This window comes from Streptomyces sp. NPDC037271, assembly GCF_055603605.1.
In genome coordinates this window covers 1-26,861 of sequence record NZ_JBVJVN010000044.1, presented here as the reverse complement: position 1 = coordinate 26,861, position 26,861 = coordinate 1, and the positions used below count along the sequence as shown (strand labels likewise).

General features: G+C 72.6%; 23 protein-coding genes and 2 pseudogenes. 12 read left to right on the top strand and 13 right to left on the bottom strand.

Going from position 1 to position 26,861, the window contains the following annotated elements; genetic code table 11:
* Positions 1-160: 160 nt before the first annotated feature.
* From ACZ7G3_RS35480 to rhaI, 8 genes are all read right to left on the bottom strand, one after another.
* The gene (locus tag ACZ7G3_RS35480) at positions 161-1,471 is read right to left on the bottom strand and encodes an FtsX-like permease family protein (protein ID WP_470930804.1); all 1,311 of its coding nucleotides are present in this window, start codon (positions 1,469-1,471) and stop codon (positions 161-163) included.
* Between the two features lie 3 nt (positions 1,472-1,474).
* On the bottom strand, positions 1,475-2,260 hold the full coding sequence (locus ACZ7G3_RS35475; protein ID WP_470930802.1) for an ABC transporter ATP-binding protein: 786 nt from the start codon (positions 2,258-2,260) through the stop codon (positions 1,475-1,477).
* A gap of 394 nt (positions 2,261-2,654) precedes the next feature.
* On the bottom strand, positions 2,655-3,299 hold the full coding sequence (locus tag ACZ7G3_RS35470; protein ID WP_470930800.1) for a LutC/YkgG family protein: 645 nt from the start codon (positions 3,297-3,299) through the stop codon (positions 2,655-2,657).
* On the bottom strand, positions 3,296-4,774 hold the full coding sequence (locus tag ACZ7G3_RS35465; RefSeq protein WP_470930798.1) for a lactate utilization protein B: 1,479 nt from the start codon (positions 4,772-4,774) through the stop codon (positions 3,296-3,298). Before ACZ7G3_RS35465 ends, ACZ7G3_RS35470 begins: the two co-directional genes overlap by 4 nt.
* Positions 4,771-5,526, bottom strand: coding sequence for a (Fe-S)-binding protein (locus ACZ7G3_RS35460; RefSeq protein ID WP_426597804.1), 756 nt, complete (start codon positions 5,524-5,526; stop codon positions 4,771-4,773). Before ACZ7G3_RS35460 ends, ACZ7G3_RS35465 begins: the two co-directional genes overlap by 4 nt.
* Positions 5,527-5,616: 90 nt before the next feature.
* Positions 5,617-7,071, bottom strand: coding sequence for a rhamnulokinase (locus tag ACZ7G3_RS35455; protein WP_470930796.1), 1,455 nt, complete (start codon positions 7,069-7,071; stop codon positions 5,617-5,619).
* Positions 7,068-9,107, bottom strand: coding sequence for a bifunctional aldolase/short-chain dehydrogenase (locus tag ACZ7G3_RS35450; RefSeq protein WP_470930794.1), 2,040 nt, complete (start codon positions 9,105-9,107; stop codon positions 7,068-7,070). The genes ACZ7G3_RS35455 and ACZ7G3_RS35450 overlap by 4 nt, the downstream gene beginning before the upstream one ends.
* Positions 9,108-9,223: 116 nt before the next feature.
* Positions 9,224-10,384, bottom strand: a complete 1,161-nt coding sequence (gene rhaI, locus ACZ7G3_RS35445; RefSeq protein WP_470930792.1) for an L-rhamnose isomerase — start codon at positions 10,382-10,384, stop codon at positions 9,224-9,226.
* Positions 10,385-10,659: 275 nt separating this feature from the next.
* On the opposite strand from rhaI, the gene ACZ7G3_RS35440 reads away from it, so the two are divergent.
* The 10 genes from ACZ7G3_RS35440 to sigJ all read left to right on the top strand — a co-directional run bounded on the left by ACZ7G3_RS35440 (position 10,660) and on the right by sigJ (position 21,646).
* The gene (locus ACZ7G3_RS35440; protein ID WP_470930790.1) at positions 10,660-12,177 is read left to right on the top strand and encodes a sugar ABC transporter ATP-binding protein; all 1,518 of its coding nucleotides are present in this window, start codon (positions 10,660-10,662) and stop codon (positions 12,175-12,177) included.
* Between the two features lie 175 nt (positions 12,178-12,352).
* Entirely contained in the window at positions 12,353-13,393 is a 1,041-nt protein-coding gene (locus ACZ7G3_RS35435; protein WP_470930788.1) for an ABC transporter permease, read from the top strand.
* On the top strand, positions 13,386-14,417 hold the full coding sequence (locus ACZ7G3_RS35430) for an ABC transporter permease (protein ID WP_470930787.1): 1,032 nt from the start codon (positions 13,386-13,388) through the stop codon (positions 14,415-14,417). The genes ACZ7G3_RS35435 and ACZ7G3_RS35430 overlap by 8 nt, the downstream gene beginning before the upstream one ends.
* 32 nt (positions 14,418-14,449) lie before the next feature.
* Positions 14,450-15,532 carry a rhamnose ABC transporter substrate-binding protein gene (rhaS, locus tag ACZ7G3_RS35425; protein ID WP_470930785.1) on the top strand — a complete coding sequence of 361 codons (1,083 nt, stop codon included), beginning with the start codon at positions 14,450-14,452 and terminating at the stop codon, positions 15,530-15,532.
* A 17-nt stretch (positions 15,533-15,549) separates the two neighbouring features.
* Positions 15,550-15,870 (top strand): L-rhamnose mutarotase, encoded by a 321-nt coding sequence (locus ACZ7G3_RS35420; protein WP_470930783.1) that lies wholly within the window; start codon positions 15,550-15,552, stop codon positions 15,868-15,870.
* 41 nt (positions 15,871-15,911) lie between these two features.
* Positions 15,912-17,330: a BNR repeat-containing protein gene (locus tag ACZ7G3_RS35415; protein ID WP_470930781.1), complete on the top strand. Its 1,419-nt coding sequence runs from the start codon at positions 15,912-15,914 to the stop codon at positions 17,328-17,330.
* Positions 17,331-17,432: 102 nt separating this feature from the next.
* Entirely contained in the window at positions 17,433-18,458 is a 1,026-nt protein-coding gene (locus tag ACZ7G3_RS35410; RefSeq protein WP_426519163.1) for a LacI family DNA-binding transcriptional regulator, read from the top strand.
* Positions 18,459-18,586: 128 nt separating this feature from the next.
* On the top strand, positions 18,587-19,888 hold the full coding sequence (locus tag ACZ7G3_RS35405) for an alpha/beta fold hydrolase (RefSeq protein ID WP_470930779.1): 1,302 nt from the start codon (positions 18,587-18,589) through the stop codon (positions 19,886-19,888).
* Between the two features lie 56 nt (positions 19,889-19,944).
* Positions 19,945-20,688 carry a PIG-L deacetylase family protein gene (locus tag ACZ7G3_RS35400; RefSeq protein ID WP_470930777.1) on the top strand — a complete coding sequence of 248 codons (744 nt, stop codon included), beginning with the start codon at positions 19,945-19,947 and terminating at the stop codon, positions 20,686-20,688.
* A gap of 4 nt (positions 20,689-20,692) precedes the next feature.
* Positions 20,693-21,646 carry an RNA polymerase sigma factor SigJ gene (gene sigJ / locus ACZ7G3_RS35395; protein ID WP_426597792.1) on the top strand — a complete coding sequence of 318 codons (954 nt, stop codon included), beginning with the start codon at positions 20,693-20,695 and terminating at the stop codon, positions 21,644-21,646.
* 59 nt (positions 21,647-21,705) lie between these two features.
* Here the strand turns inward: sigJ and ACZ7G3_RS35390 are convergent.
* Positions 21,706-21,865 (bottom strand): annotated as a pseudogene (locus tag ACZ7G3_RS35390) (cytochrome P450); the annotation flags it as partial.
* 259 nt (positions 21,866-22,124) lie between these two features.
* On the opposite strand from ACZ7G3_RS35390, the gene ACZ7G3_RS35385 reads away from it, so the two are divergent.
* Positions 22,125-22,850, top strand: coding sequence for a DUF2470 domain-containing protein (locus ACZ7G3_RS35385; protein ID WP_470930775.1), 726 nt, complete (start codon positions 22,125-22,127; stop codon positions 22,848-22,850).
* Positions 22,851-22,934: 84 nt separating this feature from the next.
* On the opposite strand, the gene ACZ7G3_RS35380 is transcribed toward ACZ7G3_RS35385, so the two are convergent.
* The 3 genes from ACZ7G3_RS35380 to ACZ7G3_RS35370 all read right to left on the bottom strand — a co-directional run bounded on the left by ACZ7G3_RS35380 (position 22,935) and on the right by ACZ7G3_RS35370 (position 25,914).
* On the bottom strand, positions 22,935-23,987 hold the full coding sequence (locus ACZ7G3_RS35380; protein WP_470930773.1) for a hypothetical protein: 1,053 nt from the start codon (positions 23,985-23,987) through the stop codon (positions 22,935-22,937).
* A gap of 61 nt (positions 23,988-24,048) precedes the next feature.
* Positions 24,049-25,305: an FUSC family protein gene (locus ACZ7G3_RS35375; RefSeq protein ID WP_470930771.1), complete on the bottom strand. Its 1,257-nt coding sequence runs from the start codon at positions 25,303-25,305 to the stop codon at positions 24,049-24,051.
* 114 nt (positions 25,306-25,419) lie between these two features.
* Complete coding sequence (locus ACZ7G3_RS35370; RefSeq protein ID WP_426597788.1) at positions 25,420-25,914, bottom strand: FBP domain-containing protein; 495 nt, start codon at positions 25,912-25,914, stop codon at positions 25,420-25,422.
* A gap of 245 nt (positions 25,915-26,159) precedes the next feature.
* On the opposite strand from ACZ7G3_RS35370, the gene ACZ7G3_RS35365 reads away from it, so the two are divergent.
* On the top strand, positions 26,160-26,480 hold the full coding sequence (locus tag ACZ7G3_RS35365; RefSeq protein ID WP_470930769.1) for a hypothetical protein: 321 nt from the start codon (positions 26,160-26,162) through the stop codon (positions 26,478-26,480).
* A gap of 55 nt (positions 26,481-26,535) precedes the next feature.
* Here ACZ7G3_RS35365 and ACZ7G3_RS35360 read toward each other — a convergent pair.
* Positions 26,536-26,703 (bottom strand): annotated as a pseudogene (locus ACZ7G3_RS35360) (TraM recognition domain-containing protein); the annotation flags it as partial.
* Positions 26,704-26,861 lie beyond the last annotated feature (158 nt).

Genomic DNA, 26,861 nt, shown 5'->3' with positions numbered 1-26,861 from the left:
CGAGAACAATGCGGCCCGATCGGATTCCGCCAGCAACGCGCAGAACACGTTGCCCCGGGTTGGCGAGAACGACCCGGCGCCGGGCTTCGGGCTTGGGGGGGGGGGGGGGCGGCCCCCCCCCCCCCCCCCCCCCCCCCCCCCCCCCCCCCCCGCCAGAGCGTCACGCCGCCGGCGCTACCGCCCCGACCGCCGGCGTACGCAGCACCCGCCGGGCCGTGCCCAGACCGGTGCCCAGCGTCACCGCCGCCGACACGGCCACCATCGCGAGCCACACGCCGAGGAACCGGTCCGGCAGCACCGCGTCGGTCCGCACGACGGTGAACGGCACGACCCCGGCCAGCGCCGCCACCGTGCCGAAGAACACCCCCGTGACCGTCAGGATCACCCCTTCGACGCCGACCACGCCCAGCACCTGCCCGGGCGTCGCCCCCGCCAGCCGCTGCTGCCCGAACTCACGGGAGCGGTACGTCGTCGCCGCGTACAGCGAGTTGACCAGCATCACGCAGACGAACACCGCGATGATGCCGACCACCGTGAGGTTGAGCGTCTCCAGGTTCTTGGCGTCGACCGACTTGACCAGACCGGAGGCCTTCACCGCGTCGCTCTCCACCGCCTGCATGGTGAGCGTCGCCGTCGACACCGCCGTGAACAGGATCAGCGACACCAGGATCCCCGCGAGGTGATCGGCCCGCTCACGCAGGTTGCGCACGGCCAGCCAGCCCCTCGCGCCGCTCAGCGGCAGCCGGGCGAGCACGCCCCGCAGCAGCCGCGGCGACAGCAGCGCGAAGCCCACCGACAGCAGGATCGCCCCATAGGCCGGCGGCGCCATCAGCGCCTCGTCCGTCGCCGAGAACAGGAAGGTGGCGCAGGCCCCCGCGGCGCCGGTGACCAGCGTGGCGTACACCAGGAACCGCTTGGCCCCGGCCCGTTCCCGGCTGCCCCGCGCCACCCGCCGCACCGCCAGGAACGCGGCGCCCGCCGACGCCAGCAGCGTGATCCCCATGCCGCTCGTCAGCGCGATCGGACCGAAGGAGTACTCGACCGACCGCGCCACCTGGCCGCCGTCCTGGAACATCCCCAGCAGCGCCCGCCCGCCGAGCATCGCCGGACCGGTCGCCAGCGCCGCGCCCACCAGCGCCACGGCCACCGCCTCACCCACGACCATCCGCCCGATCTGCGCCGGGGTCGCCCCCGAGCAGCGCAGCAGCTCCAGCTCGGCGGCCCGCTGACGCACGTTGACCGTCAGCGTCGAGGCCACCGCGAAGAACACCAGCAGGGTCCCGTAACCGCCCACGACGCCCGCCGCCGTACCCAGCGTCTCCGAGCTGACCGGGTCCACCCCGTCCTGCCCGGCCGTGTCGTGCATGGAGTGGAACATCATGACGACCGCCGCCCCCAGGAAGGCGGACAGCAGCGTCGCGAGGAACCGTCCGGGGCGGCGCCGGACCGACCGCAGGGCCAGTACGAACATCGCTCACACCCCCGCCGGCACGTCGTCGCCCAGGTGCGCCAGCCGCTCCGCGACCGCGTCCGGGGTCGGGGCGTCCATCCGCCCCGCCAGTCGTCCGTCGGCGAGGAAGACGACCGAGTCGGCGTACGAGGCGGCGACCGGGTCGTGCGTCACCATCACCACGGTCCGCCCGTGCACCCGCACCGCCTCCCGCAACAGCAGCATCACCTGCCGCGCGCTGCGCGTGTCCAGCGCGCCCGTCGGCTCGTCCGCGAAGATCACCCGGGGTTCGGTGACCAGGGCACGGGCGATCGCCACCCGCTGCCGCTGACCGCCGGAGAGCTGGTCGGGACGGTGCCCGAGCCGGTCCCCGAGGCCGACCGCGGTCAGGATCTCCCGGGCCCGCCTCCGGTCGACGCGGCGCCCGGCGAGCTTGAGGGGCAGCACCGTGTTCTGCGCGACCGTCAGCGTCTCCAGCAGGTTGTACTGCTGGAACACGAACCCGACCCGGCCGCGCCGGAACCTCGTCAGCTCCGCCTCGCCGCCGCCCGTCAGCTCGGTGCCGTCCACGCACACGATGCCGCCGTCCGGCCGGTCGAGACCCGCCGCGCACTGCAGCAGCGTGGACTTGCCCGAGCCCGACGGTCCCATCACCGCGGTGAACGTGCCCCGGCCCAGGCTCAGGGTGACCCCGTCCAGCGCGGTCACCGCGTTCCCGGCGGTGCCGTAGGTCCTGGTCACCTTGACGAGCCGGAGCGCCTCGGGGGCGGGGCCCTGGTCGTGGTCGCCTCGTGCGCCGGTGCGAAACATCGTCATCACCTTCCGTCGGCACGCCCTGTGCGGTGCCTCGCCGACGACGCTACGGAGCCCGGGGCCGGGCCACACTGGGCGCAGAACCCGTATCGGGGGGTGTACCCAGTGACACCCCCGGCCCCGTATGCGTCACGATGTCCGCCATGGCCGGGCGGCTCGTGGGTGACGGCGGCGTCGACGGGGACCCGAGCCGTCGCGCCGGATCGGGACGGGGCTCGCGGTCGCCGGACTCCCGGAGGAGGACGCCGACGACCTGGAGGCCGTGGACCGTTCCTCGCTGGACCGCCTCGGTCAGGTCTTCCGCCCGTCGCCGCGGCGGCGCCGGATCGTGGCGGGCACGCTCGACCCGGCGGTGGCGGTGGTCCTGGAAGAGGCCGGCCGGCCCCTTCGCTCACCCGCCCACCAGCACCACCTCCAGGGTGCGCGGACCGTGCACCCCCTCGACCCGGTCCAGCTCGATGTCGCTGGTCGCCGACGGACCCGAGATCCAGGTCGACGGGCGTGCCGGATCGAGGCGTTCGAGGGCCTCGGGCACGGCGGAGACCACCTGGTCCGGCACCCGTACGACGCAGATGTGGTGGTCGGGGACGAGGGTGATGCGGCGGCGGCCCTGGTCGGGGGAGCCGTCCAGCACGATCGTGCCGGTCTCGGCGACGGCGACGGCACACCCTGTGACCACGCTGTCCACCCGGTCGAGTTCGTGCGGGGTGCTCGCCGCCCTGTCAGGGACGCGGGTCGCGTCGGCGGCCCCCAGCCAGCCCGGCGGCAACCCGGGCGGTACCACCACGCTCCGCGAGCCGTGTTCGGCCAGGAGCCGCGCCAGCAGCTCGGGCAACTGCTCGTCCGTGCACCGGTGCACGACCGCCCGGTAGTCCGCCAGGTTCTCGGCGAGCAACTCCACCGTCTCGGCGACGGTCCGCTGCCCGTGCTCGCGCAGATACTCCCGCGGGACGGCCCGCTCGTACGCCGGGTCGTCGTGCGGTACGTCCGCGAGGGCGCGCCGCACGCGGCCCAGGATGCGTTCCCTGCTGCTCACTTCGCCCCGTCCCTTCCGCCGTGCGTGCGCTGCCACCAGTCCCGGAACGGCTCCGCGGGCACCTCCGGAAGGTCCCGGCTGCCGGTCCACGCCCGGCCCGGTCCCGGAAGGCTGCGCGGATGGAGGCGGCGGGTGCGCGACGCCAGTCGCTGACCGGCCCGCAGCGCGCCCGGACGCGTGAACGCCCACTGAGCCGCGCGCATCGCCGCCCGCTCGGCGGCGTGCCCCTTCGCCGGTCTCAGGACGACCCTGTTGCCCTGCCGCACGGCCGGCCCGCCCTGCACCACCCGCTCCCGCAGGTGCACCAGCACCTCGGGGATGTCGATGGCGACCGGGCACACCTCGTAGCAGGCACCGCACAGCGACGACGCGTACGGCAGGGAGGCGTCGATCTCGCTGCCCGTGCCCCGCAGTTGAGGGCTGAGGATGGCGCCGATCGGCCCCGGGTACACCGAGCCGTAGGCGTGCCCGCCGGCCCGCTCGTACACCGGGCAGACGTTCAGGCACGCCGAGCAGCGGATGCAGCGCAGGGCCTGGCGGCCGACCTCGTCGGCGAGGGTGTCGGTGCGGCCGTTGTCCAGCAGGACCAGGTGGAAGGTCCGCGGACCGTCCTCGTCGGTGGTGCCGGTCCACATGGACGTGTACGGGTTCATGCGCTCGGCCGTCGAGGAGCGGGGGAGGGTCTGCAGGAAGACCTCCAGGTCCCGCCAGGCCGGCACGATCTTCTCGATGCCGACGACCGAGATCAGCGTCTCGGGCAGGGTCAGGCACATCCGTCCGTTGCCCTCGGACTCCACGACCACGAGGGTGCCGGTCTCGGCGACCACGAAGTTGGCGCCGGAGACGCCGACCTTGGCCCGCAGGAACTTCTCCCGCAGGTGCAGCCGGGCCGCCTCCGCGAGCTCGGCGGGCGTGTCGGTGAGGCCCTCGGGCGCCGGGCGGCCCCACTCGCTCATCTCGGAGCGGAAGATGTCCCGGATCTCGCCGCGGTTGCGGTGGATCGCCGGCACCAGGATGTGCGAGGGCCGGTCCTTGCCCAACTGCACGATCAGCTCGGCGAGATCCGTCTCGTAGGCGTGGATGCCCTCCGCCTCGAGGGCCTCGTTGAGACCGATCTCCTGCGTCGCCATCGACTTGACCTTGACGACCTCGCGCTCGCCCGTCTCCCGCACCAGCCGGGTGACGATCGCGTTGGCCTCCTTGGCGTCGGTGGCCCAGTGCACGGTCCCGCCGGCCGCCGTGACCGTCTCCTCCACCTGCACCAGGTACCGGTCGAGATGACGCAGCGTGTGGTCCTTGATCCGCTTCCCGGCCTCGCGCAGCGCCGCCCAGTCGTCCAGCTCCGCGACCGCGCGGGCCCGCTTGTCCCGGATCGTGTGCGTGGCGTGACGCAGATTCCCGCGCAGCGTCGGATTGCGCACGGCCGTACGCGCCGCCTCCGGAAAGGCCGGCATCCCCAGATACGTCCCGCTCATACGGCCGCCTCCCGCTCCGTGCCCGCCAGGATCTCCGCGATGTGCACCGGCCGCATGCCCGTCCGCAGCCGCGTCATGGTCCCGCCGATGTGCATCAGGCAGGAGTTGTCGGCCGCGCACAGCACATCGGCGCCGGTGGACTCGGCGTTGCGCACCTTGTCCGCGCCCATCGCCGCCGACACGTCGGAGTTCTTCACGGCGAAGGTGCCGCCGAAGCCGCAGCACTCCTCGGCGCCCGGCAACTCGACCAACTCCAGCCCCTTCACCGCCTCCAGCAGTCGCCGGGGCCGGTCGCCGAGGCCGAGGCTCCGCAGCCCGTGGCAGGTCGGGTGGTAGGTGACGGTGTGCGGGTAGTACGCCCCCACGTCCGTCACCCCCAGCACGTCCACCAGGAACTCCGTCAGCTCGTACGTCTTCGGCACCACCGGCGCCAGGGTGGCCGCGAGCGTGTCCCCGCGCCCCTCCGCCCGAGCCCGCTCGCCCATGCGCGGATACAGCTCCCGCACCATCGCGCCGCACGAGCCGGAGGGCGTCACGATCGCCTCGTAGTCCTCGAAGACCTCCGAGAAGTGCCGGGCCAGCGGCTCCGCCTCGTGCCGGTAACCGGTGTTGTAGTGCGCCTGCCCGCAGCAGGTCTGGGCCATCGGGAAGTCGACCTCGACGCCCAGTCTGGTCAGCAGCTTCACCACGGCACGGCCGGTCTCCGGATAAAGCGTGTCGTTGACGCAGGTCAGGAACAGGGCGACACGCATCGCGGCTCCTCGTGATCGGTCGGCTCGAACATCTTGATCATCGGATGAAACGCAGGGTAGTCGGCATACCGGGGCCGGGGCAGGCCCCGTTCACCGGTCGGCGAGTCGGGCCTCGGCCGCCCGCCAGCGTGCCGTGCCGCCGCGCGGCTCGTACCGGGTCAACGACTGGGTGCGCACCAGCAGTCGGCGCATCCCGGTGAGGTCGCCGACCAGCCCGTCGGCGCGGGCCTGCACGAGGACGTTGCCGAGGGCCGCGGCCTCCGTCGGCCCCGCCACCACCGGCAGCCCGCAGGCGTCGGCGGTCAGCTGGCACAGCAGCGCGTTGCGGGTGCCGCCGCCGACGACGTGCACGACGTCGACCGGGTGCCCGGCGAGCCGCTGGGCGTCCTCGACGGCCCTGCGGTGGGCCAGCGCCAGCGAGTCGAGGATGCATCGGGTCACCTCGGCGGGCGTCCCGGGCACCGGCTGTCCCGAGGCACGGCACGCCTCGGCGATCCGCTCCGGCATCCGGCCGGGCGCCAGGAACGCCGCGTCACCCGCGTCCACCACCGACCGCAGCGCCGGCACCCGGGCCGCCGCGAGCAGCAGCCCGCCCAGGTCCGGCTCACCCCAGGCCCGTACGCACTCCTGGAGCAACCACAGCCCCATGATGTTGCGCAGGTACCGGACCGTGCCGTCCAGCCCCAGTTCGTTGGTGAAGTTGGCGGCGCGGCTCTCCTCCGTCAGCACCGGAGCGGTCAGCTCCAGACCGGCCAGCGACCAGGTGCCGGTGCAGATGTACGCGAAGCGTTCGCCCGAGGCCGGGACGGCGGCCACCGCGGACGCGGTGTCGTGCGAACCGACCGCCGTCACCGGCACCGGCCCTGCCAGTCCCGTCTCCTCCAGCACCGCCGGCCGCAGCACGCCCGCCGGATCGCCGGGCCGCCGCAGCGGCGCGAACAGGCCGAGGTCGATCCCGAGCCGGTCCGCGACGTCGTGCGACCAGTCGCGGGTGCGGGGGTCGATGAGCTGGGTGGTGGAGGCGTTGGTCAGTTCCGTGCCCTGCTCGCCGGTCAGCCAGTAGGTCAGCAGGTCCGGTATCAGCAACAGCCGCCGCGCCTGGGCGAACTGGGCCGTACCACGGGCCGCGACGAGCTGGTACAGGGTGTTGAAGGGGGCGTACTGCAACCCGGTCGCCGCGTACAGCTCCCCGGCGGGCAGCGTGGCCCACACCTTCTCCGCGACGCCCTCGGTGCGGGCGTCGCGGTAGTGCACGGGGTTGCCCAGCAGCGCCCCGTCGGCGTCCAGCAGGCCGTGGTCGACGGCCCAGCTGTCGACGCCGACCGAGTCCACCCGGCCCGCCGCGCGAAGCCCGTCCAGGACACCGGCGTACAGCGCCAGGACGTCCCAGCGCAGCCCCTCGGGCGTACGGACCGGCCGGTTGGGGAAGCGGTGCGCCTCGGCCAGCTCCAGGCGGTCCGGGTCGACGCGGCCGACCATGACGCGCCCGCTGGACGCGCCGAGGTCGACCGCGGCGTACGACTTGACGTCCACGGCTGCGCTCATCGCAGGAACGCGGCGGCGACGCCGGCGTCGACCGGGACGTGCAGTCCGGTGGTGTGGGTCAGATCGCCGCCGGTCAGCGCGAACACGGCGTTCGCGACGTGCTCGGGCAGCACCTCGCGCTTGAGCAGCGTCCGCTGCGCGTAGAACTCGCCCAGCTTCTCCTCCGGCACCCCGTACACGGCGGCCCGCTCGGCACCCCAGCCGCCCGCGAAGATCCCCGAACCGCGCACCACACCGTCCGGGTTGACTCCGTTCACACGGATGCCGTGCTCGCCCAGCTCGGCGGCGAGCAGCCGCACCTGGTGGGCCTGGTCGGCCTTGGTGGCGGAGTAGGCGATGTTGTTCGGGCCGGCGAACACGGCGTTCTTCGAGGCGATGTACACGATGTCGCCGCCCATCTCCTGCGCCGTCATCACCCGGGCCGCCTCGCGCGAGACGAGGAAGGAGCCGCGGGCCATGATGTCGTGCTGGAGGTCCCAGTCCTTGACGGAGGTCTCCAGCAGCGGCTTGGAGATGGAGATGCCCGCGTTGTTGACCACCAGGTCGACCCCGCCGAAGGCGAGGACGGCCGCCCGGAAGGCCTCGGCGATCTGCTCCTCGGACGTGACGTCGACGGTCACCGCGACGGCCTTGTCCGCCCCGCCCAGTTCCTCGGCCACCCGCGCCGCGTTCTCGGCGTTCAGGTCGGCCACGACCACGCACGCGCCCTCGGCGGCCAGCCGCCGCGCGATGGCCTTCCCGATGCCGCTGCCCGCGCCGGTGACGAGCGCGACACGCGTCGCCAGCGGCTTGGGCTTCGGCATCCGCCGGAGCTTGGCCTCCTCCAGCGCCCAGTACTCGATGCGGAACTTCTCCGACTCCTCGATCGGCGCGTACGCCGAGACCGCCTCCGCCCCGCGCATCACGTTGATCGCGTTGACGTAGAACTCGCCGGCGACCCGGGCGGTCTGCTTGTCCTTGCCGAAGCTGAACATGCCCACGCCCGGCACCAGCACGATCGCCGGGTCGGCGCCGCGCATCGCGGGGGAGCCGGGCTCGGCGTGCCGCTGGTAGTAGGCGGCGTACTCCTCGCGGTAGGCGGCGTGCAGCTCCTTCAGCCGGGTGACCGCCTCGTCCAGGGGCGCGGTCGGCGGCAGGTCCAGGACCAGGGGCCGCACCTTGGTGCGCAGGAAGTGGTCGGGGCAGGAGGTGCCGAGCGCGGCGAGCCGCGGATGCTCGGCCCGCGCGAGGAAGTCGAGCACCACGTCGGTGTCGGTGAAGTGCCCGACCTGCGGCCGGTCCTGCGAGGCGAGGCCACGGACGTACGGTGCCAGCGCCGCGGCGCGCTCCCGCCGCTCGGCCTCGGGGAGCGCCTCGTACCCGTCCAGGACCGCGCCGAACGGCTCCGGCCGCCCGCGCTCGGCGAGGAAGGCCTCGGCGGTGCGGATGATGTGCAGCGAGTTGCGCTCGCACTCCTCGGAGGTGTCGCCCCACGCGGTGATCCCGTGCCCGCCGAGCACGCATCCGACGGCCCGCGGGTTGGCCTCCTTCACCGCCGCGATGTCCAGCCCCAGCTGGAATCCGGGCCGCCGCCACGGCACCCACACCACCGTGTCGCCGAAGCACTCGGCGGTCAGCTTCTCGCCGTCCGCCGCACAGGCCAGCGCGATCCCGGAATCGGGGTGGAGGTGGTCGACGTGCGCGGCCTCGACGAGTCCGTGCATCGCCGTGTCGATCGAGGGCGCCGCCCCGCCCCTGCCGTGCAGGCAGTAGTCGAAGGCGGCGACCATCTCGTCCTCGCGCTCGACGCCAGGGTAGACGTCCTTGAGCGCCCGCATCCGGTCCAGCCGCAACACGGCCAGCCCCGCCTCCGTGAGGGTGCCCAGGTCGCCGCCGGAGCCCTTGACCCACATCAGCTCGACGTCACCACCGGTGACGGGGTCGGTGGCGGTGCCCTTGGCGGACGCGTTGCCGCCGGCGTAGTTGGTGTTGCGGGGATCGGCGCCGAGCCGGTGGGAACGGGCGAGGAGGGCGTCGGCCGAGGGGTGGTTACCCATGTCTGACAGTCCTTTTCAACGAGGGTGGGAGACAGCGCCCCGGAAAGGGGCGCGGGGAACTGCGCGACCAGCCACACTCGGCCCGCAGCCCGCGAATGACAGAACCCGGCAGACGCTCACGCCCCCCACCCGGCCTGCTGACCACCGACGCGCTCGGCGACAACCTTCTCGCCGTACCCGGACGCCGCGTACGCCTTGAGAGGCTCGGGGTCCAACCCCATCTCCCGACGCACCTCACGAAGCAGCGGACGCACGTCCGTGTCGTACGCGTCCATCAGCACGGCGTTGGCCTCCAGCACGTCCCCCGAAGCCTGCGCGGCGGACAGCGCCTCCGCGTCGACCAGCGAGGCCTTGGCCGTGGCCTCCTGCACGTTCATCACCGACCGGATGATCGCGGGGATCTTCGCCTCGATGTTGTGACACTGGTCGAGCATGAACGCCACGTCGGAGGTGAACCCGCCCCCGCGCACCACCTCGTACATGATCCGGAACAACTGGAACGGGTCGGCGGCCCCGACCATCAGGTCGTCGTCCGCGTAGAACCGCGAGTTGAAGTCGAACCCGCCGAGCTTCCCCTCCCGCAGCAGCGTCGCCACGATGAACTCGATGTTCGTGCCCGGCGCGTGATGTCCCGTGTCCACCACGACCTGCGCCTTCTCGCCCAGCTTCAGACAGTGGGCGTACGCCGTGCCCCAGTCCGGCACGTCCGTCGTGTAGAACGCCGGCTCGAAGAGCTTGTACTCCAGCAGCATCCGCTGCCCCTCACCGAGCCGCCCGTACACCTCCGCCAGCCCTTCGGCCAGCCGGTCCTGCCGGGACCGTACGTCGTCCTGCCCGGGATAGTTCGTACCGTCGGCGAACCACAGCTTCAGGTCCCGCGACCCGGTGGCGTCCATGATGTCGACGCACTCCAGCAGGTGGTCGACGGCCTTCCTGCGCACCGCCGCGTCGGGGTGGCAGATACTGCCCAGCCTGTAGTCGTCGTCCTGGAAGGTGTTGGAGTTGATCGCGCCGATCCGTACGCCCCGGTCCTCGGCGTGCGCCGCCAGCGCGGAGTAGTCGTCGACCTTGTCCCACGGGATGTGCAGGGCGACGGTCGGGGCCACGCCGGTGAACTCGTGCACCTTCGCCGCGTCGTCCAGTTTCTCGAACGGATCGCGCGGCACGCCCGGTTGGGCGAACACCTTGAACCGGGTGCCCGAGTTCCCGTACGCCCACGACGGAGTCTCGACTGCCTGGGTCTTGAGCGCGGCCTTCACCGCGGCGAGCTCGGTCACTTCGGCGCTCCTGTGACATCGGGTCGCAACCCACCTTGAGTACGACCATGTGTGAAACGATTCAGTACGCGAAGTTATGAGCCGCCCGAAGGGGTGTCAACCCTTCTGCTCAAGCCGCCCCTCCGTGACTCGGTCGTGACCTTCGATTATCGAAACTTTTTCGATCCCGCCCCATTGACGCGACATGCCCTGCCTGCCTAACGTCCCGGCAACCCAGTTGAAACCTTTCACGGCGCCGTGAGGGCCGTCCCGCCCGGCGTCGTCGAGGAGCCCTCATGACCCACCCGTCCGACACGGGTACGGCCCCGGTTCTGGCGCTCAGGGACGTCTCCAAGTCCTTCGGCGCGGTCCGCGCCCTGCGGGACGTCTCCCTGGAACTGTTCCCCGGCGAGGTGCACGCCCTCGCCGGTGAGAACGGTGCCGGCAAGTCGACCCTCATCAAGACGCTCGCCGGAGTGCACCGGCCGGACGCCGGCCAGGTGCTGCTCGACGGTGCGCCGGTGGTCTTCCACGGTCCCGGTGACGCCCGCGACGCGGGCATCGCCGTGATCTACCAGGAGCCGACCCTCTTCCCGGACCTGTCGATCGCCGAGAACATCTTCATGGGCCGGCAGCCCCGGCGCGCCCTCGGCCGCATCGACCACAAGGCGACCCACGCCGCCACCGCCGGCCTGATGCGGCGGCTCGGCGTCGAACTCGACCCCGACCGTCCCGCGCGCGGCCTGTCCATAGCGGACCAGCAGATCGTGGAGATCGCCAAGGCCCTCTCCTTCGACGCCCGCGTCCTGATCATGGACGAGCCGACCGCCGCCCTCACCGGCAGCGAGGTGGCCCGCCTGTTCGGCGTCGTGCGCACCCTGCGCGACCAGGGCGCCGCCGTGCTGTTCATCTCGCACCGTCTGGAGGAGATCTTCGAGATCTGCGCGCGGGTCACCACCCTGCGCGACGGGGCCTGGATCGCCAGTGAGCCGCTGGACGGCATGACCGAGGACGACCTGGTCCGCCGCATGGTCGGCCGCGACCTCGACGAGCTCTACCCCAAGCAGGAGGTCCGTCCCGGCGAGGTCGCCCTCAGCGTGCGCCGGCTGACCCGGGAGGGCGTCTTCACCGACGTCTCCTTCGACGTGCGGCGCGGTGAGATCGTCGGCCTCGCCGGACTGGTCGGCGCCGGACGCACCGAGGTCGCCCGCGCCGTGTTCGGCGTCGACCGGTGGGACGCCGGGGAGGTGGAGGTCGACGGCAAGCTCCTCGTCAACGGCGCCCCGTCCACGGCGATGGCCGCCGGACTCGCCCTCGTCCCCGAGGACCGGCGCGCCCAGGGCCTGGTGATGGACATGTCCATCGAGCGCAACATCGGCCTCACCGGGCTGCGCACGACCGTGAAGGCCGGGCTGGTGGACCGCGGTGCCGAACGCAGCCGCTCCCTCGACTGGGCGGTCAGACTCCAGGTGAAGTACGCCCGCATCGCCGACACCGTCTCCACCCTCTCCGGCGGCAACCAGCAGAAGGTCGTCCTGGCCAAGTGGCTGGCCACCGGCCCCAAGGTGCTGATCGTCGATGAGCCGACCCGCGGCATCGACGTCGGCACCAAGGCCGAGGTGCACCGGCTGCTGAGCGCGCTGGCCGCCGACGGTGTGGCCGTCCTGATGATCTCCTCCGACCTGCCGGAGGTCCTCGGGATGGCCGACCGCGTCCTGGTGATGCACGAGGGCCGTCTGACCGCGGAGATCCCCCGCACCGACGCCACCGAGGAGACCGTGATGGCCGCAGCCACGGGGAGGGCCGCCGCATGACCGCCGCCGGGAGTGCCGCCCGCGTGCCCTGTGCACGTCAGGGGGAGGGCCGTCACATGACCGCCACCAGGAATGCCGCCCGCGTGACCACCGCACGTCACGGGGGAGGCCGTCGCACGACCGCCGCCAGGAGCGCCGCCCTCGGGACCCCGCACGTCACCGGGAGGGCCGCCGCATGACGGTCACCGCACCCGACCAGGCCCCCGTCGCCGACGCGCCCGGGGCCGGTGCCACCCGGCTCGTCGACCGCGTCTTCAGGATGCGGGAACTGGCCATCCTGCTCGTCTTCCTGGTGATGATCGCCGTCACCCAGGCCGGCAACAGCGAGTTCCTGTCCGAACAGGGCATCAAGGACCTGCTGCTGAACGCGACCATCCTGGTCCTGGTCGCCACCGGCCAGTCCCTGGTCGTCATCACCCGCAACGTCGACCTCTCGGTCGGCTCCACCCTCGGCATCAGCGCCTTCGCCGCCGGTACGTACCTCCAGGGCGGCGGCAACTCCGTCGTGGCCGTGTTCCTCGCGGTGCTGATGGGCGTCGGCTTCGGCCTGCTCAACGGTCTGCTGGTCAGCCTCGGCCAGGTGCCCGCGCTGGTCGTCACCCTCGGCACCCTCTACATCATCCGCGGCATCGACTCCATCTGGGTCGGCTCCCGCCAGATCACCGCGGCCGACCTGCCCGGCGGCTTCGTCGAGTTCGGCTCCGGCGGCCTGAGCGCGGTGCCGTGGCCGGCGATGATCGCCCTCGCCGTGCTCGTCGCCACCGCGTACTACCTCAAGCACTTCGGCAGCGGGCGCGAGCTGTACGCGCTCGGCTCCAACCCGGAGGCCGCCCGGCTGGCCGGCATCCCGGTCCGCGGGCGCATCCTCACCGCGTACACCTTCTGCGGCGCCCTCGCAGGACTCGCCGGAGCCCTGTACCTGGCCCGGTTCGGCAACGTCGACTCCGGCACCGGCACCGGCTACGAACTGACCGTCGTCAGCGCCGTCGTCGTCGGCGGCGTCGTCTTCACCGGCGGCTCCGGCAGCGTCTACGGCGCCGCCCTCGGCGCGCTGCTGCTGACCTCGATCAACAGCGTGCTGCCCGCCCTCGGCGTCAGCTCCGTGTGGGTGCTGGCCATCAACGGCATCCTGCTCATCCTCGCCATCGCCGTCGACCGGATCGTCGCGCTGCGGGTGGCCACCGCCCTGAAGAAGAGGAACGCCCGCCATGGCTGACCGCTCCCTGATGCGCGCCGTCCGCCGGTCCGCCTCCTCGAGGTGGGACGGAGCCGTGGGCGCGCTCCTCCTCGTCGTCCTCCTCCTCTCCTTCGGCTTCGTCGACGGCTTCGGCAACTCCCTGAACCTGTCCTTCCTGATCGGCAACACCCTTCCCATCGCGCTCATCGCCCTCCCGATGACCCTGCTGGTGGTCTCCGGCGAGATCGACCTGTCGGTCGCCTCCACCGCGGGCCTGTCCGGCGCGGTGATGGGCGCCCTGTGGAACCAGGGCATGGCCATCGAGACGATCATCCCGATCTGCCTGCTGCTCGGTGTCGTGTGCGGTCTGGTCAACGGGTTGCTGGTCACTCGGCTCGGCCTGCCCTCCCTCGCCGTCACCATCGGCACGATGGCCGCCTACCGGGGCATCGCGCAGATCGTGCTCGGCTCCGACGCGGTGACCGACTTCCCCTCCCAGTACCTGGACTTCGCGGCCGGACGCATCGGCGACACCTTCGTCCCGTACGCCTTCCTGCCGTTCCTCGTGCTGCTCGCCATCGCCGTTCTCGCCCTGCACGCCACGCCGTTCGGCCGGTCGCTGTTCGCCATCGGCGCCGGCGAGGAGGCGGCGCGCTTCGCCGGCATCCGGGTCAGGCGGCAGAAGCTGATCCTGTTCACCCTGACCGGCCTGATGTCCGCCCTCACCGGCGTCTTCTGGGCCCTGCACTACGCCAGCGCCCGCTACGACAACGCCACCGGCCTCGAACTCTCCGTCGTCGCCGCCGTGCTGCTCGGCGGCATCGACTTCGACGGCGGCAAGGGCACGCTCGGCGGCGCGATCGCCGGAGTGTTCCTGCTCGGGGCGTTGCAGAACGTGATGAGCCTCCAGGACGTCTCCGCCCAGTCGCAGATCGTCGTCACCGGCGTCCTGCTCGTCGTCTCCGTGCTCGGCCCCCGGGTCGCACGGCAGATCTCCGTCGCGAGGGCCGGACGCAGGGCGGCATCGGCGCCCCTGTCCAAGGCGCCCACGCCCTCCCCGTAACCGGCTCCGCCCACCCTCGTAAGGACCCCACCATGCGCAAGTCGTCGATCCGCCGCACCTGCGCGGCCCTCGCCGCCGTCACCTCCCTCGCCCTGGCCGCCACCGCCTGCGGCGGCACCACCAAGGAGGACGTCGAGAACGAGGGCGGCGCGGCCGCCACCGCGGGCAAGGCCGACCCGAACGCCGAGACCAAGAAGGGCCTGACCGTCGGCTTCCTGCCCAAGCAGGTCAACAACCCCTACTTCACCGTCGCCGACAAGGGCGGCGAGAAGGCCCTGAAGGAACTCGGCTCCAGCTACAAGGAGGTCGGCCCCTCCAGCGCCACCGACACCGCCGGCCAGGTCTCCTACGTCAACACCCTCACCCAGCAGCAGGTCGACGCGATGGCCGTCTCCGCGCAGGACCCGGGCGCCCTGTGCACCGCGCTCAAGCAGGCCATGAAGAACGGCATCAAGGTCGTCACCTACGACTCCGACACCAAGCCGGAGTGCCGCAACGCCTTCATCTCCCAGGCGTCCGCCGACGACCTCGGCCGTACCGAGGTGCAGCTGCTCGCCGAGCAGATCGGCTACAAGGGCGAGATCGCGATCCTGTCCGCCGCGCAGACGGCGACGAACCAGAACGCCTGGATCGAGATCATGAAGGACGAGCTGAAGGACCCGAGGTACCAGGACGTCGAGCTGGTCGAGGTCGCCTACGGGAACGACGACGCCCAGCAGTCCTTCCAGCAGACCCAGGGCCTGCTCCAGGAGCACCCGAACCTGAAGGGGATCATCTCCCCGACCACCGTCGGCATCAAGGCCGCCGCCCAGTACCTGTCCGGCTCCAAGTACAAGGGCAAGGTCAAGCTGACCGGCCTCGGCACCCCCAACGACATGCGCAAGTACGTCAAGAACGGCACCGTCGAGGCGTTCGAGCTGTGGGACCCGGCCAGGCTCGGCGAACTGGCCGCGCGCACCGCCGTCGCGCTGGCCTCCGGACAGATCACCGGCAAGGAGGGCGAGACCTTCCAGGCCGGCGCCATGGGCGAGTACACCATCGGCAAGGACGGCGTGATCAACCTCGGCAAGCCGACCGTGTTCAACGCGAAGAACATCGACCAGTTCAACTTCTAGTCCGGGAGCGGCACTTCATGCAGCGCGTCTGTTTCCTGCTCAAGGTCCGCCAGGACCGGATCGCCGAGTACCGCGAACGCCACGCGGCCGTGTGGCCGGAGATGTGCGAGGCACTCTCCGCCACCGGCTGGCACAACTACTCGCTCTTCCTGCGCGACGACGGGCTGCTCGTCGGCTACCTGGAGACGGAGGACTTCGCGGCGGCCCAGGCCGGCATGGCGGCCACCGAGGTCAACGCCCGCTGGCAGGCGGAGATGGGGCCCCTCTTCGAGTCCCTCGACGGGGCCCGCCCCGACGAGGCGATGAAACCGCTCACCGAAGTGTTCCACCTCGCCTGAGACCCACCCGAGGCTCGTCCGAGAACGGAGTCCCCCTCGTGATGCGACGACGTACCTTCCTCACCGGCGCCCTCGCCGTCCCCGTCCTGACGACCGGTGGCACCGCGCGCGCCGCCACCGCCCCCGGCCCGTCGGTCACCCCGGCCGGCCGCACCACGCTCGACAGCCGGGCTGTCTACTTCGTGTCGTACGACGGCCTGGTCAACAACAACTCCTTCCAGAAGAACGGACTCCTCACCCACAAGGGCCACCAGTACGCCGCCTGGTACACCGCCGACCGCAACGCCGTCGTCGCCCGCCGCGACCTCGGGTCGGGCACCTGGCAGACCGTGGAGGTGGGCCACACCCTGCGGTACGACGACTCCCACAACGTGATCTCCATGGGCGTCTCGCGGACCGACGGGCGCCTGCACCTCAACATGGACTCCCACAGCGACGGCTTCACCTACGTCAAGTCCGTCGCCGGACTCCTCGACGACCCCACCGGGCTGAGCTGGACCGCGAACCGCTTCGGCGCCCCGCAGTCCACGCTCGACGGGCTCGCCCTCACCCCGCGGTTCACCTATCCCCAGTTCGTCGCCACCCCCGAGGGCCGGCTCCAGCTCAGCTACCGTGCCGGTGTCTCCGGCGACGGCCGCAACGGGCTCGCCGAGTACGACGGCCGCCGGTGGACCGCGCTGGGGGAGTGGTCGAGCTCCACCGGCACCTACCGCGGCGAGCACGGCTCCTCGACCGCCCGCAACATGTACCTGCACGGCATCGACTACGACCGCAGGGGCCGCCTGCACGCCTTCTTCACCTGGCGCGAGCAGAACAGTGCCGTGATGTGCTCCGGCGGCGGCATCACCAACCACGACACCGGCTACGTTCACTCCGACGACCGGGGCCGCACCTGGCGCAACGACGCCGGCCAGGTCGTCGGCACCACCGGCGGCACCGACAAGGTCTCCGTCAACGACCGCGGCCTGGTGGTGGACCCGCTGAACCCCGACCACTCCCTGATGAACCAGGAGAGCCAGTACACCGACTCCGCCGGCCGGCCGCACGCGATCATCTCCTACGTCCCGGGCCGCTTCGGCCAGTGCACCACCGACTACGTCGCCGACCGCACCGCGCACGGCCGCGCCTTCCACCTCCGCAAGGACGCCTCCGGCACCTGGCGCAAGACCGAGATACCGGTACCGCTGAACTCCAGCCAGCGCACCCGGCTCTTCCTGGACCGGCACGACAACGCCTACGCGGTCTTCCCCTACGGCAGGATCGCCGGTGCCTCCGAGGAGTCCGGTTACACCGACTGGCGGCTCCTGTACGACGGAGCCGGACTGAACGCCTTCGGCGAGGTCCTGATCGACGAGACGCGTATCGCGCGGGACGGCGTGCTGTCGGTGATGTACCAGGAGAGGTCCCGCGGCACCACGCCCTCGGCGCTCCACGTCGTCGACTTCCGGCTGCCCGCCTGACGGACGTCCTCCCCGGGCGGCGCGGGTAATGTGAAGGTCTCCCCGCCGCCCCGCGCCCCTGGCGCACGCGCTCCCCAGCCCGACCCTGGAGGTCCCTGCCCGATGGCCCATTCGGTGGGTATCAAGGACGTCGCCCGCGCCGCCGGAGTATCCGTGGGCACGGTCTCCAACGTCATCAACCGCCCCGACACCGTAGCGACCGAGACCCGCGCACGCGTGCTGTCCGCGATCGACCGGCTCGGCTACGTCCGCAGCGAGTCCGCGCGCCAGCTGCGCGCGGGCCGCAGCCGGATCATGGGGCTGCTCGTCCTGGACATGGGCAACCCCTTCTTCGTCGACGTCGCCCGCGGCGCCGAGCGGGCCGCGCGCGACGCCGGGCTCGGCGTGATGGTCTGCAACAGCGCCCAGAACCCGGGGGAGGAGGCCGAGTACCTCTCCCTCTTCGCCGAGCAGCGGGTCCGGGGCGTCCTGCTGACCCCGGCCGACGCCACCGGCCGCAACATCGAGGGCTTCCGTCGCCACCACATCCCCTTCGTACTGGTCGACCGCGTCGCCGAGGGCACCACCGAGTGCTCGGTCTCCGTCGACGACGTCGCCGGCGGCGCCCTGGCCGTGCGCCACCTGGTGGACGCCGGGCACCGCTCCATCGCCTACGTCAGCGGCCCGCCCGGCCTCAACCAGGTGCACGACCGCCGTACCGGCGCCCTGCAGGCGCTCGCCGAGGCCGGACTCGGCCCCGGCGCGCTGCGCGAACTGCCCACCGAGCGGCTCGACGTCGCCGCGGGCCGGGACGCCGGCGCCCGCCTCCTCGGCCTCGCGGACCGGCCCACCGCCGTCTTCTGCGCCAACGACCTGCTCGCCCTCGGCGTCCTGCAGGCCATGTACGCCGCCGGGGTCGGTGTTCCCGACGACCTCGCGATCGTCGGCTACGACGACATCGAGTTCGCCGCCGCCGCGGCCGTCCCGCTCACCTCCGTGCGCCAGCCCGCCGTCACCATGGGCGCCATGGCCGCCGAGCTGCTCCTGGAGGAGACGGAACTGGCGGGCTCGGACCGGGTCCACCCGCACCGGCGGGTCGTGCTCCAGCCCGAACTGGTGGTGCGGCGCTCCAGCCTCGCCGCCCGCTGACCCGTCATTCAGTACGATTTAGTGATCCCGGGGGTCGGCGGCCGCAGAACCATGTGCTGAACTGGGACACGGCCGAAAGATCCACCCGTACGGTCCGTCCGTACGGTCCCTCCGTCCCGGGAGCCCCGTTGAGCGTCAGCTACCGCCAGCCCGGCGTCGTCCTCACCGACCGCCGCTTCACCGTGCCCCTCGACCACGCGAACCCCTCCGGGGAGACGATCGAGCTGTACGCGCGTGAGGTCGTCGCGAGCGACAAGGCACACCAGGACCTGCCGTGGCTGGTCTACCTCCAGGGCGGCCCCGGCTTCGGCGCGAACCGTTTCATCGGCCGTCCCGCCTGGCTCGGCCGCGCCCTGAAGGAGTACCGCGTCCTCCTCCTCGACCAGCGCGGCACCGGCGCCTCCACGCCCGCCAACCGCCAGACGCTCCCGCTGCGCGGCGGCCCCGCCGAGCAGGCCGACCACCTCACCCACTTCCGCGCCGACGCCATCGTCCGCGACTGCGAGGCCATCCGACCCCAGGTCACCGGCGGCGCCCCCTGGACCGTCCTCGGCCAGAGCTTCGGCGGCTTCTGCACCGTCGCCTACCTGTCGCTCGCTCCGGAGGGCCTGAACACCGCCCTGATCACCGGCGGCCTGCCCTCCCTGGACGCCCACGCCGACGACGTCTACCGGGCCGCCTACCCCCGCATCGAGCGCAAGGTCGCCGCGCACTACGCCCGCTACCCGCAGGACGTCGAGCGCGCCCGCCGCATCGCCGACCACCTGCTCACCCACGACGTGGTCCTGCCGAACGGCTACCGGCTCACCGTCGAGGCCTTCCAGTCGCTCGGCATCCTCCTCGGCGGCGGCGAGGGCAGCCACCGCCTGCACTTCCTCCTGGAGGACGCCTTCGTCCGCACCCCGCGGGGCCACGAGCTGTCCGACGCGTTCCAGGAGCAGGCGCAGGGCCTGCTGTCGTACGCCGGCCACCCGCTCTACGCCCTCGTCCACGAGGCCATCTACGCCCAGGACGCACGTCCCACCAACTGGTCGGCCGAGCGCGTCCGTGCCGAGTTCCCGCGCTTCGACGCCGCCAAGGCCCTCGCCGGCGACGAACCGCTGATGTTCACCGGCGAGTCCATCCACCCGTGGATGTTCGACTGCGACCCGGCCCTGCGCCCGCTGCGCGAGACCGCCGAGCTGCTCGCCGCCCGCACCGACTGGACCCCCCTGTACGACCCCGCCCGGCTCGCCGCCAACGAGGTGCCGGCCGCCGCGGCCGTCTACCACGACGACATGTACGTCGACACCGGCCACGCGCTGACCACCGCCCGCGCGATCCGCGGCCTGCGCACCTGGGTCACCGACGAGTTCGAGCACGACGGCGTACGGGCCGGGGGCCCGCGCGTCCTGGACCGGCTGCTCGCGCTCGCCCGCGACGAGGCCTGAACGGCGACGCTCGAAACACGCGGCGGGATGTCGGCGGCTCGCGTTAGTGTGCGGACATGACCGAGCCGACGATCACCCAGCTGGAGCCCATGCCCGGCGACTGGCGGCGCGCCCTGGCCGTCGTCGCCCACCCGGACGACCTGGAGTACGGCTGCTCGGCGGCTGTCGCGGCCTGGACCGACGAGGGCCGCGAGGTCGCCTATGTCCTCGCCACCCGGGGCGAGGCGGGCATCGACACCCTGGCGCCCGCCGAGTGCGGCCCGTTGCGGGAGCGGGAGCAGCGGGCGAGCGCGGCCGTCGTCGGGGTGAGCGAGGTGGAGTTCCTCGACCACCGGGACGGCGTCATCGAGTACGGCACCGCCCTGCGCCGCGACATCGCCGCCGCGATCCGCCGGCACCGGCCCGAGCTCGTCATCACGCTCAACCACCGGGACACCTGGGACGGCGTCGCCTGGAACACCCCGGACCACGTCGCCGTCGGCCGCGCCACGCTCGACGCGGCGGGCGACGCCGGCAACCGGTGGATCTTCCCGGAGCTGACCGAGCAGGGCCTCGAACCCTGGGACGGCGTGCGCTGGGTCGCCGTCGCCGGTTCCTCCTCGCCCACGCACGCCGTGGACGCCAGCCCGGGGCTGGAGCGTGCCGTCCGCTCCCTGCTCGCCCACCGCACGTACATCGAGGGGCTGACCGACGAGGACCCGGAGACGTATGTGCGCGGATTCCTCGTCGGGTTCGCCGAGGCCGCCGGGGAGCGGTTCGGCGGGAAACCGGCGGTGACCTTCGAAGTCTTCGGGCGGTAGCGGCATGGCGGGGGAGCGGGACGTGCGGGGGCAGCAGCGTCTGGTGGAGCGGGACGTGCGGGGGCAGCAGCGTCTGGCGGAGCGGTTCGAGGAGCACCGCGGGCAGCTCGAGGCGGTGGCCTACCGCATGCTCGGCTCGCTTGCCGAGGCCGAGGACGCCGTGCAGGAGGCCTGGCTGCGGCTCGACCGCTCCGGCGGGGACGGCATCGACAACCTGGGCGCCTGGCTGACCACGGTGACCGGCCGGATCTGCCTGGACCTGCTGCGCTCACGCACCGCGCGCCGCGAGGAGCCGATGACCGAGGGCTTCGACACCTTCGTGCCGGACCCCGTGGTGCGGGCCCTGCCGCAGGCCGACCCCGAGCAGGAGGTGCTGCACACCGACTCGGTGGGCATCGCGTTGCTGGTGGTGCTGGAGACCCTGGAGCCGGCCGAGCGGCTGGCGTTCGTCCTGCACGACATGTTCGCCGTGCCTTTCGACGACATCGCGCGGGTCGTCGAGCGCAGCCCGGCAGCCACCCGGCAACTGGCCAGCCGGGCCCGGCGCCGCGTGCGCGACGCCACCCCCACCGCCGAACCCGACCTCGGCCGGCAGCGCCGGGCGGTCGAGGCCTTTCTGGCCGCGAGCCGCGCCGGCGACTTCGAGGCGCTGGTGTCCGTCCTCCACCCGGACGTGGTGCTGCGAGCCGACGCGGGCGCGTTGGCGAGCGGCGTGGCGGCGTCGAAGGTGGTGCGGGGGGCGCGGACGGTCGCCACCGGGGCGTTCCACTTCCGTCATCTTGCGGGGCTCGCCCGCGTCGTGCTGGTCAACGGCGCGGTCGGCACGGTCGCGGTGTCCGGGGGACGCCCGCAGTCCGTCACCTACGTCACCGTCGCCGACGGACTCGTCACCGGCCTGTACATCCTGTCCGACCCCGAGCGCCTGGCCCGCCTGGACCTTTCCGCACTGGAGGCCTGACCGGGGCCGGTGGTCCGGACGGACCGGGCGGAACCGCGTGGCGACCGCGAGCGGTGCTTGAGCGTCGCCTCGTGCGGCGTGAACTGCCGCCCGACGCACGCCCGCGCGCCCGTTCCGAACGGCTTGCAGGTGTGCGGGGCACGCGACCGTACGGCCTCGGCGTCGAAGCGGTCCGGGTCGAACCGCTCGGCGTCCGGCCCCCCACACCTCCGGGGCGCGTGCAGTGGCTGCGGGATCCGGAGTCGGCCCGGGAGCGGGTGCGCGACCTGTGCGCACGGGCCCTGCCGGGCGCCCTCGCGCCGTGAGCGCCCCCGTTGCACTCCGGAACGCGCGCACAGGCCGCTGAAATGCGCCCTCGGGCGCGCTGAAAGGTCTCGCAAAGAATCACGTGTCCAGGTTGGCGCACACCCCGATCTCCTATAGGTTAGGTGAGCCTTACCTAATGAATTGCCCACCGAATTGACGACGGAGGTTGGGGATGGGCGACAGCCACACCTGGACGGCCGCGCCTGCCGCGGCGGAGCAGGCCCGCTCCGTACTCGCCGCCGCCTGGTCCTGCGCGGTGACCGCGGAAGGCGGCCGCGAGGAGTTCGTCGGCGCGCACACCGTGTCCGACGACGGCCGGGTGCTCCTGCATGTGCCCGAGGACAGCGCCCTGCTCGCGGCGGCGATCTGCGCGCCGCGCGGAGAGCCGTCCGCCGTGCTGGAGTTCGCCGACGTGGCGCCCGTCCCGGTGCGGGGCCGGATCAGGGCCCGGCTCTGGCTCGCGGGCCGGTTCGCCCCGGAGGACGGCCACTTGGCGTTCACGCCCACGCGCGTGGTGCTGCGGCAGCCCTCCGGTGCGGTGGTGGTCGGCCTCGAGGAGTTCGCCTCAGCCGGACCCGATCCGCTGGCCCTGGCCGAGGCCCGGCTGCTGACCCACCTCGCCGACTGCCACGGCGACGCGGTGGAGCGGCTGACCCGGCTCGTCGACGCCGACAGTCTGCACGGCGCGGTCCGGGTGCGGCCGCTCGCCGTCGACCGGCACGGACTGACGCTGCGCATCGAGCGCGCCGGCGCCCACGGCGACGTACGGCTTCCCTTCCACGCGCCGGCCGACGACATCGCGCAGCTCACGGAGCGGATGCACGTGCTCCTGGCGCAGGCGGGCGCCGCCTCCTGCCCCCGGGCCCTGCAACGGCAGCGTACGGACGGCGAAGGCTGACACGAAGGCTGAGGCGAACGGCTCTTCCCGCCGTCCGATGCCCGACTTTCGCCGTCGCCGTCGCCGACCACCGGGCCCCCGTGCCTACCAGTCCCCGTCCTCCACCGGTGCGCCAGGTGCGTCCTTGAGCGGCCGGACCTGCTGCTGTGCGGGCGCCTGCCACGGCTCGTGGTCGTCCCCGATCCAGTCCCCGACCGGCTTGACGCCCTGGAGCGGACCGGTGGGTGCGAGGTCGAGGGCGTCCTGGTCGTAGTAGTCGTACCAGGGCAGTCCGGCCTGCGTGTACGCGGCCCGGTCCACGGGTGACGGCGGTGGCGTCTCGCCGGTGATGCGCAGCCACTCCGGCGGCGTGACCAGGTGCACGAAGACCCGGCCCGCGGGCCGCTCGGCCCAGTCCGTCAGCGGCCTTTCGTCGCGGTAGACCTCCTGTCGCATGGACCCTCCGACACCGAGTCCCATCGCCGGAGCGGACCGGGCCCGGGCCACGCCGGAGCGGGCCGGGGCCGAGCCCGGGGCGGCCGGGGCCGACATCGGCATCGCGGCCCCGAAGGCGCCGCCCGACCGGGCGGCCCCGCGTGCCGATCCGGCCCGGCGCCGCTCCTCCTCGCGCCAGCGGGCCAGCTCCTCCTCGCCCAGCGGGAAGGCCTGCAACTGGACGCCGCCCCAGACCTCCTCGCCGGTGATCTGGCCCTCGACGGTCGCCCCCATGCCGAGCGGCACCGCCACGAACTGTCGGACCGTGCCCGTCCCGGAGTTGATGCCGTCCAGCCAGGGCTGACGGGGGAGCACCACGTAGTTCTGCGGGTCCCGGGTCAGCCGGTCGCTCCAGGGCTTGCCCGAGACCGCGCACACCTTGCCCACCCCGACCTGGAGCGCCGCGGGCTCCTTCGTGCCGGCGAAACTCAGCCACATGGCCTCGCGCAGGTAGACCGGCAGCATCACGCCGCCGCGCGCCCGCCAGGCCTCGGGCACGGTGTCGGCGTAGTCGGAGACCCGGCGGACGGGGAACTCGCCGAGCCCCGGCGGCAGCGGGTGGGTGCCCGTCTCGGGCAGCCGCAGGGTGCGGATGAAGCGCACCGCCGCACCGCCCGGCAGCAGCAGCCTGTTCCCGTCGATCCGCACGCTCGTGTCGCTCATCCGTACGCCTCCTCTTCCCGTCTTCCGGTGCGGGGATCTGCCGGCCGCCCCTCACCGCTCCTCACTTGGAACGACGTCCGGCGGCGCTGCGGTTCCGCTTCCGGAGCAGGGCCCGTACCCGGTCTCGAAGCCGGGTCAGCCGCGGCATGCGTTCGCGCAGCTCGCGCGTGTGGTGGTCCAGCTCCTCCAGGAGCCGGCGAGAGCGGTGCTCGGTGTCCATCTCGTCGATGATGCGGTTGACCTCGGTCAGTACCGCGCCGTGCAACTGCCAGTGCAGGGGGCTGCGCTGCACCTCCGTCAGGAGCAGCCGGGCCAGCTTGTCCCGGGTGACCGCGGCCTGCCGCAGCTCGGTGGAGAGGCGTTCCTCGGCGGACTCGGCGTTCTCGCTGACGCTGGTGGTGACCAGGACCGCGAAGCTGACCACGGCGTCGGCGATCTCGGACAGCAGCTGCTGGATGGTGGCACCTGTCTCCGGCGGGAACAGGGGCTCCGGTTCACGTTCCTTCGCGAGGTCGGTGAAGGTGCGCGCGAGGACCCGCATCACCACCGTGCAGATCTCCAGGGTGTCCAGACCGGTGCGCAGCACCACCCGGTGGAGCAGTCCCTCGCGTACCCGGGGATTGAGCCGCAGGCTGTCCTCGGCCTGGCGGAGGTCCTCGTCCACCTCACCGATGTCGTGGTCGAGGCGGCGGGCCTCGTGCAGCCGGGCCGCCGCCTCGTGGAACGGCGTGCTGTCGGCGGCCTCCTCACCCATGCGCAGCATCAGCTGCCGCACCCGCCGGGCCAGCCCCTCGATGGACTCGCCGGCCTGCTCCACCCACACCGGAGGGGCGAGGATCAGGTTGAAGGCCAGCCCGACGATCGCCCCGATCAGGGTCTCCACCACCCGGGCCCATGCCAGGCTGCCGTGCGAGGTCACACCGAGCACCAGCATCGCGCTGATCGCCACCTCGGCCACGAACTCGTGCGCCCGCACGAGGTGCCCCACGCCCAGCGCCGCCACGATCACCAGCGCCAGGCTCCACCAGCTCAGCCCGACCAACTGGCTGAAGGCGATGGCGACCAGGACACCGGCCACCACGGCGTTCACGCGGCGGAAACTCATCTTGAGCGTGGCGTACAGGGTGACCTGGACGACCAGCAGCGCGGTGAGCGGCGCGGTGAGCGGCGCCGCCGACTTGTCGGGGGTCAGCCGCACCGCGATGACATAGGCGATCGAGGCCGCGGCGGCGGATCGCAGCGCCTGCACGACCATGGGGTCCCTGAGCCACTTCACCCGCCGCAGGGCCGCCGCCGCACTCTCACGTACATCCCGCATCCTCGGGCTGTTCCCTTCCCCGGGCGCCTCGAACGTATCCGGACAGGACGGTAGCCGGACAAAGGGGGCAGGAGTGGTTCTCACGCGCCGTACACCGGCGGCCATCCGTGAACGTCAGGCGGTCACCTTGGCGAGGAAGGCGGACAGGTTCCCCAGGGTCCGGGTGATCTGTTCCTCCAGGGTGAGGCTCTCCTCGAAGCGGGCACCGCCCTCCGGCACCTTCTTGCCCCGCAGGTACAGGGGGCAGGCGAGGTCGGTGCACATGTACAGGCCGACCGAATTGCCCTCGCGGCCGGCCGGGCCGGCCTTGCGTGCGGTCATCAGCGCCACCCCGCCCCGGGGATGGGTGGTCAGGCACAGCGCGCACATGCTGCGCTGGAAGAAGCCGCGCTGAGCCGGCTGGAACCGCAGGGCCACTCCGACGAGGCGCTCGCCGTGGTCGGTGACCAGGTAGCTGCGGTCGGGCGCCCCGGGATCCCGCCAGCCCAGGAAGTCGAGATCGGCCCAGGGGCGCTCGCCGAGATCGCGGGGGACGGCCAGGCGCTTGGCCTCGCCCTTCGAGCAGTTGATGAAGGAGCCGCGGATGTCCTGCTCGGTGAGTGCCCTCATGGGAGAAACTCCACTTGTGTATCGACGTTCGACAGTGCCGAACCTAGGATCCCTAGGTTTTCACCTAGCGTAGATAGGCGTGGGGAGGCGGTGCCAGTGGATTTCGGCGAGCGCGAGTTCACGGCGTGGACCAAGCCGCGATCCTGCCGTCCGCCGACGGGCGCCGCACCAAGGTTTCGCCGGTCACCGCGGAGGTACCCGAAGTCGCCCGGACGACCAGGAGGACCGCGGAAAGGGAGTGCGCCGTGACCGACCACCGCCTCGAAGGACCGGGCGAGAACGGTGCCCCCGTTCCGCGGGACATGCCCGACCAGCAGGCCGGCACCGGCGACGACCCGTGGGAGGCCGCGGCGCCCACGCGCGAGCAGCTCGAACAGGGCCAGCGCCCCGAGGGCGACCAGGACGGCGAAGCCGACGGCGGCACCGGTGACGACGGGGCGGAACCGCCGGACGGGCCCGCCGACGACGTGCCCGACACGGACGAAGCGGGGACGGGCCGGCAGGGCGCACCGCACTCGGGCGCCGTACACCCCGAGCACCCGGTGCCCGACGAGTCCTCCGGCTGACGGGCCGACGGGCCGAGGCGGCTGACGGGCCGAGGCGGCTGAGATCTGGCTGACGTCACACCGGCAGTTCCTCGTGGGGCCAGCGGGCCCGGCCCTGTTCGCGGGAGCGGAACAGGGCCAGGGTGGGCATGCCCCGGTCCGCGCCGGTGGCCAGCAGCTCCGGGAACTGGGGGAGCGGGGCCACGGCGGCGACGTCGTCCAGGACGCTCGCCCGGCTCGGATCGTCCGGCTGCCGGTGGCTCGGCACCGCACCGCCGACGACTCGGCGACTCGGACCAACGGGCTGACGCTGACGGGGCAGGGGGGGGGGGGGGGGGGGGGGGGGGGGTGCGGGCCCCCCCCCCCCCCCCCCCTCTTCCCCCCCCACCCCCCCCCCCCCCC

Bases quoted from the DNA above. Each gene is read 5' to 3' on its own strand.
- ACZ7G3_RS35400 (WP_470930777.1), top strand. From the start codon at position 19,945: ATGACCGAGCCGACGATCACCCAGCTGGAGCCCATGCCCGGCGACTGG.
- ACZ7G3_RS35370 (WP_426597788.1), bottom strand. From the start codon at position 25,914: ATGAGGGCACTCACCGAGCAGGACATCCGCGGCTCCTTCATCAACTGC.
- rhaS (WP_470930785.1), top strand. From the start codon at position 14,450: ATGCGCAAGTCGTCGATCCGCCGCACCTGCGCGGCCCTCGCCGCCGTC.
- ACZ7G3_RS35480 (WP_470930804.1), bottom strand. From the start codon at position 1,471: ATGTTCGTACTGGCCCTGCGGTCGGTCCGGCGCCGCCCCGGACGGTTC.
- ACZ7G3_RS35380 (WP_470930773.1), bottom strand. From the start codon at position 23,987: ATGAGCGACACGAGCGTGCGGATCGACGGGAACAGGCTGCTGCTGCCG.
- ACZ7G3_RS35420 (WP_470930783.1), top strand. From the start codon at position 15,550: ATGCAGCGCGTCTGTTTCCTGCTCAAGGTCCGCCAGGACCGGATCGCC.
- ACZ7G3_RS35440 (WP_470930790.1), top strand. From the start codon at position 10,660: ATGACCCACCCGTCCGACACGGGTACGGCCCCGGTTCTGGCGCTCAGG.
- ACZ7G3_RS35415 (WP_470930781.1), top strand. From the start codon at position 15,912: ATGCGACGACGTACCTTCCTCACCGGCGCCCTCGCCGTCCCCGTCCTG.
- ACZ7G3_RS35375 (WP_470930771.1), bottom strand. From the start codon at position 25,305: ATGCGGGATGTACGTGAGAGTGCGGCGGCGGCCCTGCGGCGGGTGAAG.
- ACZ7G3_RS35385 (WP_470930775.1), top strand. From the start codon at position 22,125: ATGGGCGACAGCCACACCTGGACGGCCGCGCCTGCCGCGGCGGAGCAG.
- ACZ7G3_RS35475 (WP_470930802.1), bottom strand. From the start codon at position 2,260: ATGTTTCGCACCGGCGCACGAGGCGACCACGACCAGGGCCCCGCCCCC.
- sigJ (WP_426597792.1), top strand. From the start codon at position 20,693: ATGGCGGGGGAGCGGGACGTGCGGGGGCAGCAGCGTCTGGTGGAGCGG.
- ACZ7G3_RS35410 (WP_426519163.1), top strand. From the start codon at position 17,433: ATGGCCCATTCGGTGGGTATCAAGGACGTCGCCCGCGCCGCCGGAGTA.
- ACZ7G3_RS35465 (WP_470930798.1), bottom strand. From the start codon at position 4,774: ATGAGCGGGACGTATCTGGGGATGCCGGCCTTTCCGGAGGCGGCGCGT.
- ACZ7G3_RS35430 (WP_470930787.1), top strand. From the start codon at position 13,386: ATGGCTGACCGCTCCCTGATGCGCGCCGTCCGCCGGTCCGCCTCCTCG.
- ACZ7G3_RS35455 (WP_470930796.1), bottom strand. From the start codon at position 7,071: ATGAGCGCAGCCGTGGACGTCAAGTCGTACGCCGCGGTCGACCTCGGC.
- ACZ7G3_RS35435 (WP_470930788.1), top strand. From the start codon at position 12,353: ATGACGGTCACCGCACCCGACCAGGCCCCCGTCGCCGACGCGCCCGGG.
- ACZ7G3_RS35450 (WP_470930794.1), bottom strand. From the start codon at position 9,107: ATGGGTAACCACCCCTCGGCCGACGCCCTCCTCGCCCGTTCCCACCGG.
- ACZ7G3_RS35460 (WP_426597804.1), bottom strand. From the start codon at position 5,526: ATGCGTGTCGCCCTGTTCCTGACCTGCGTCAACGACACGCTTTATCCG.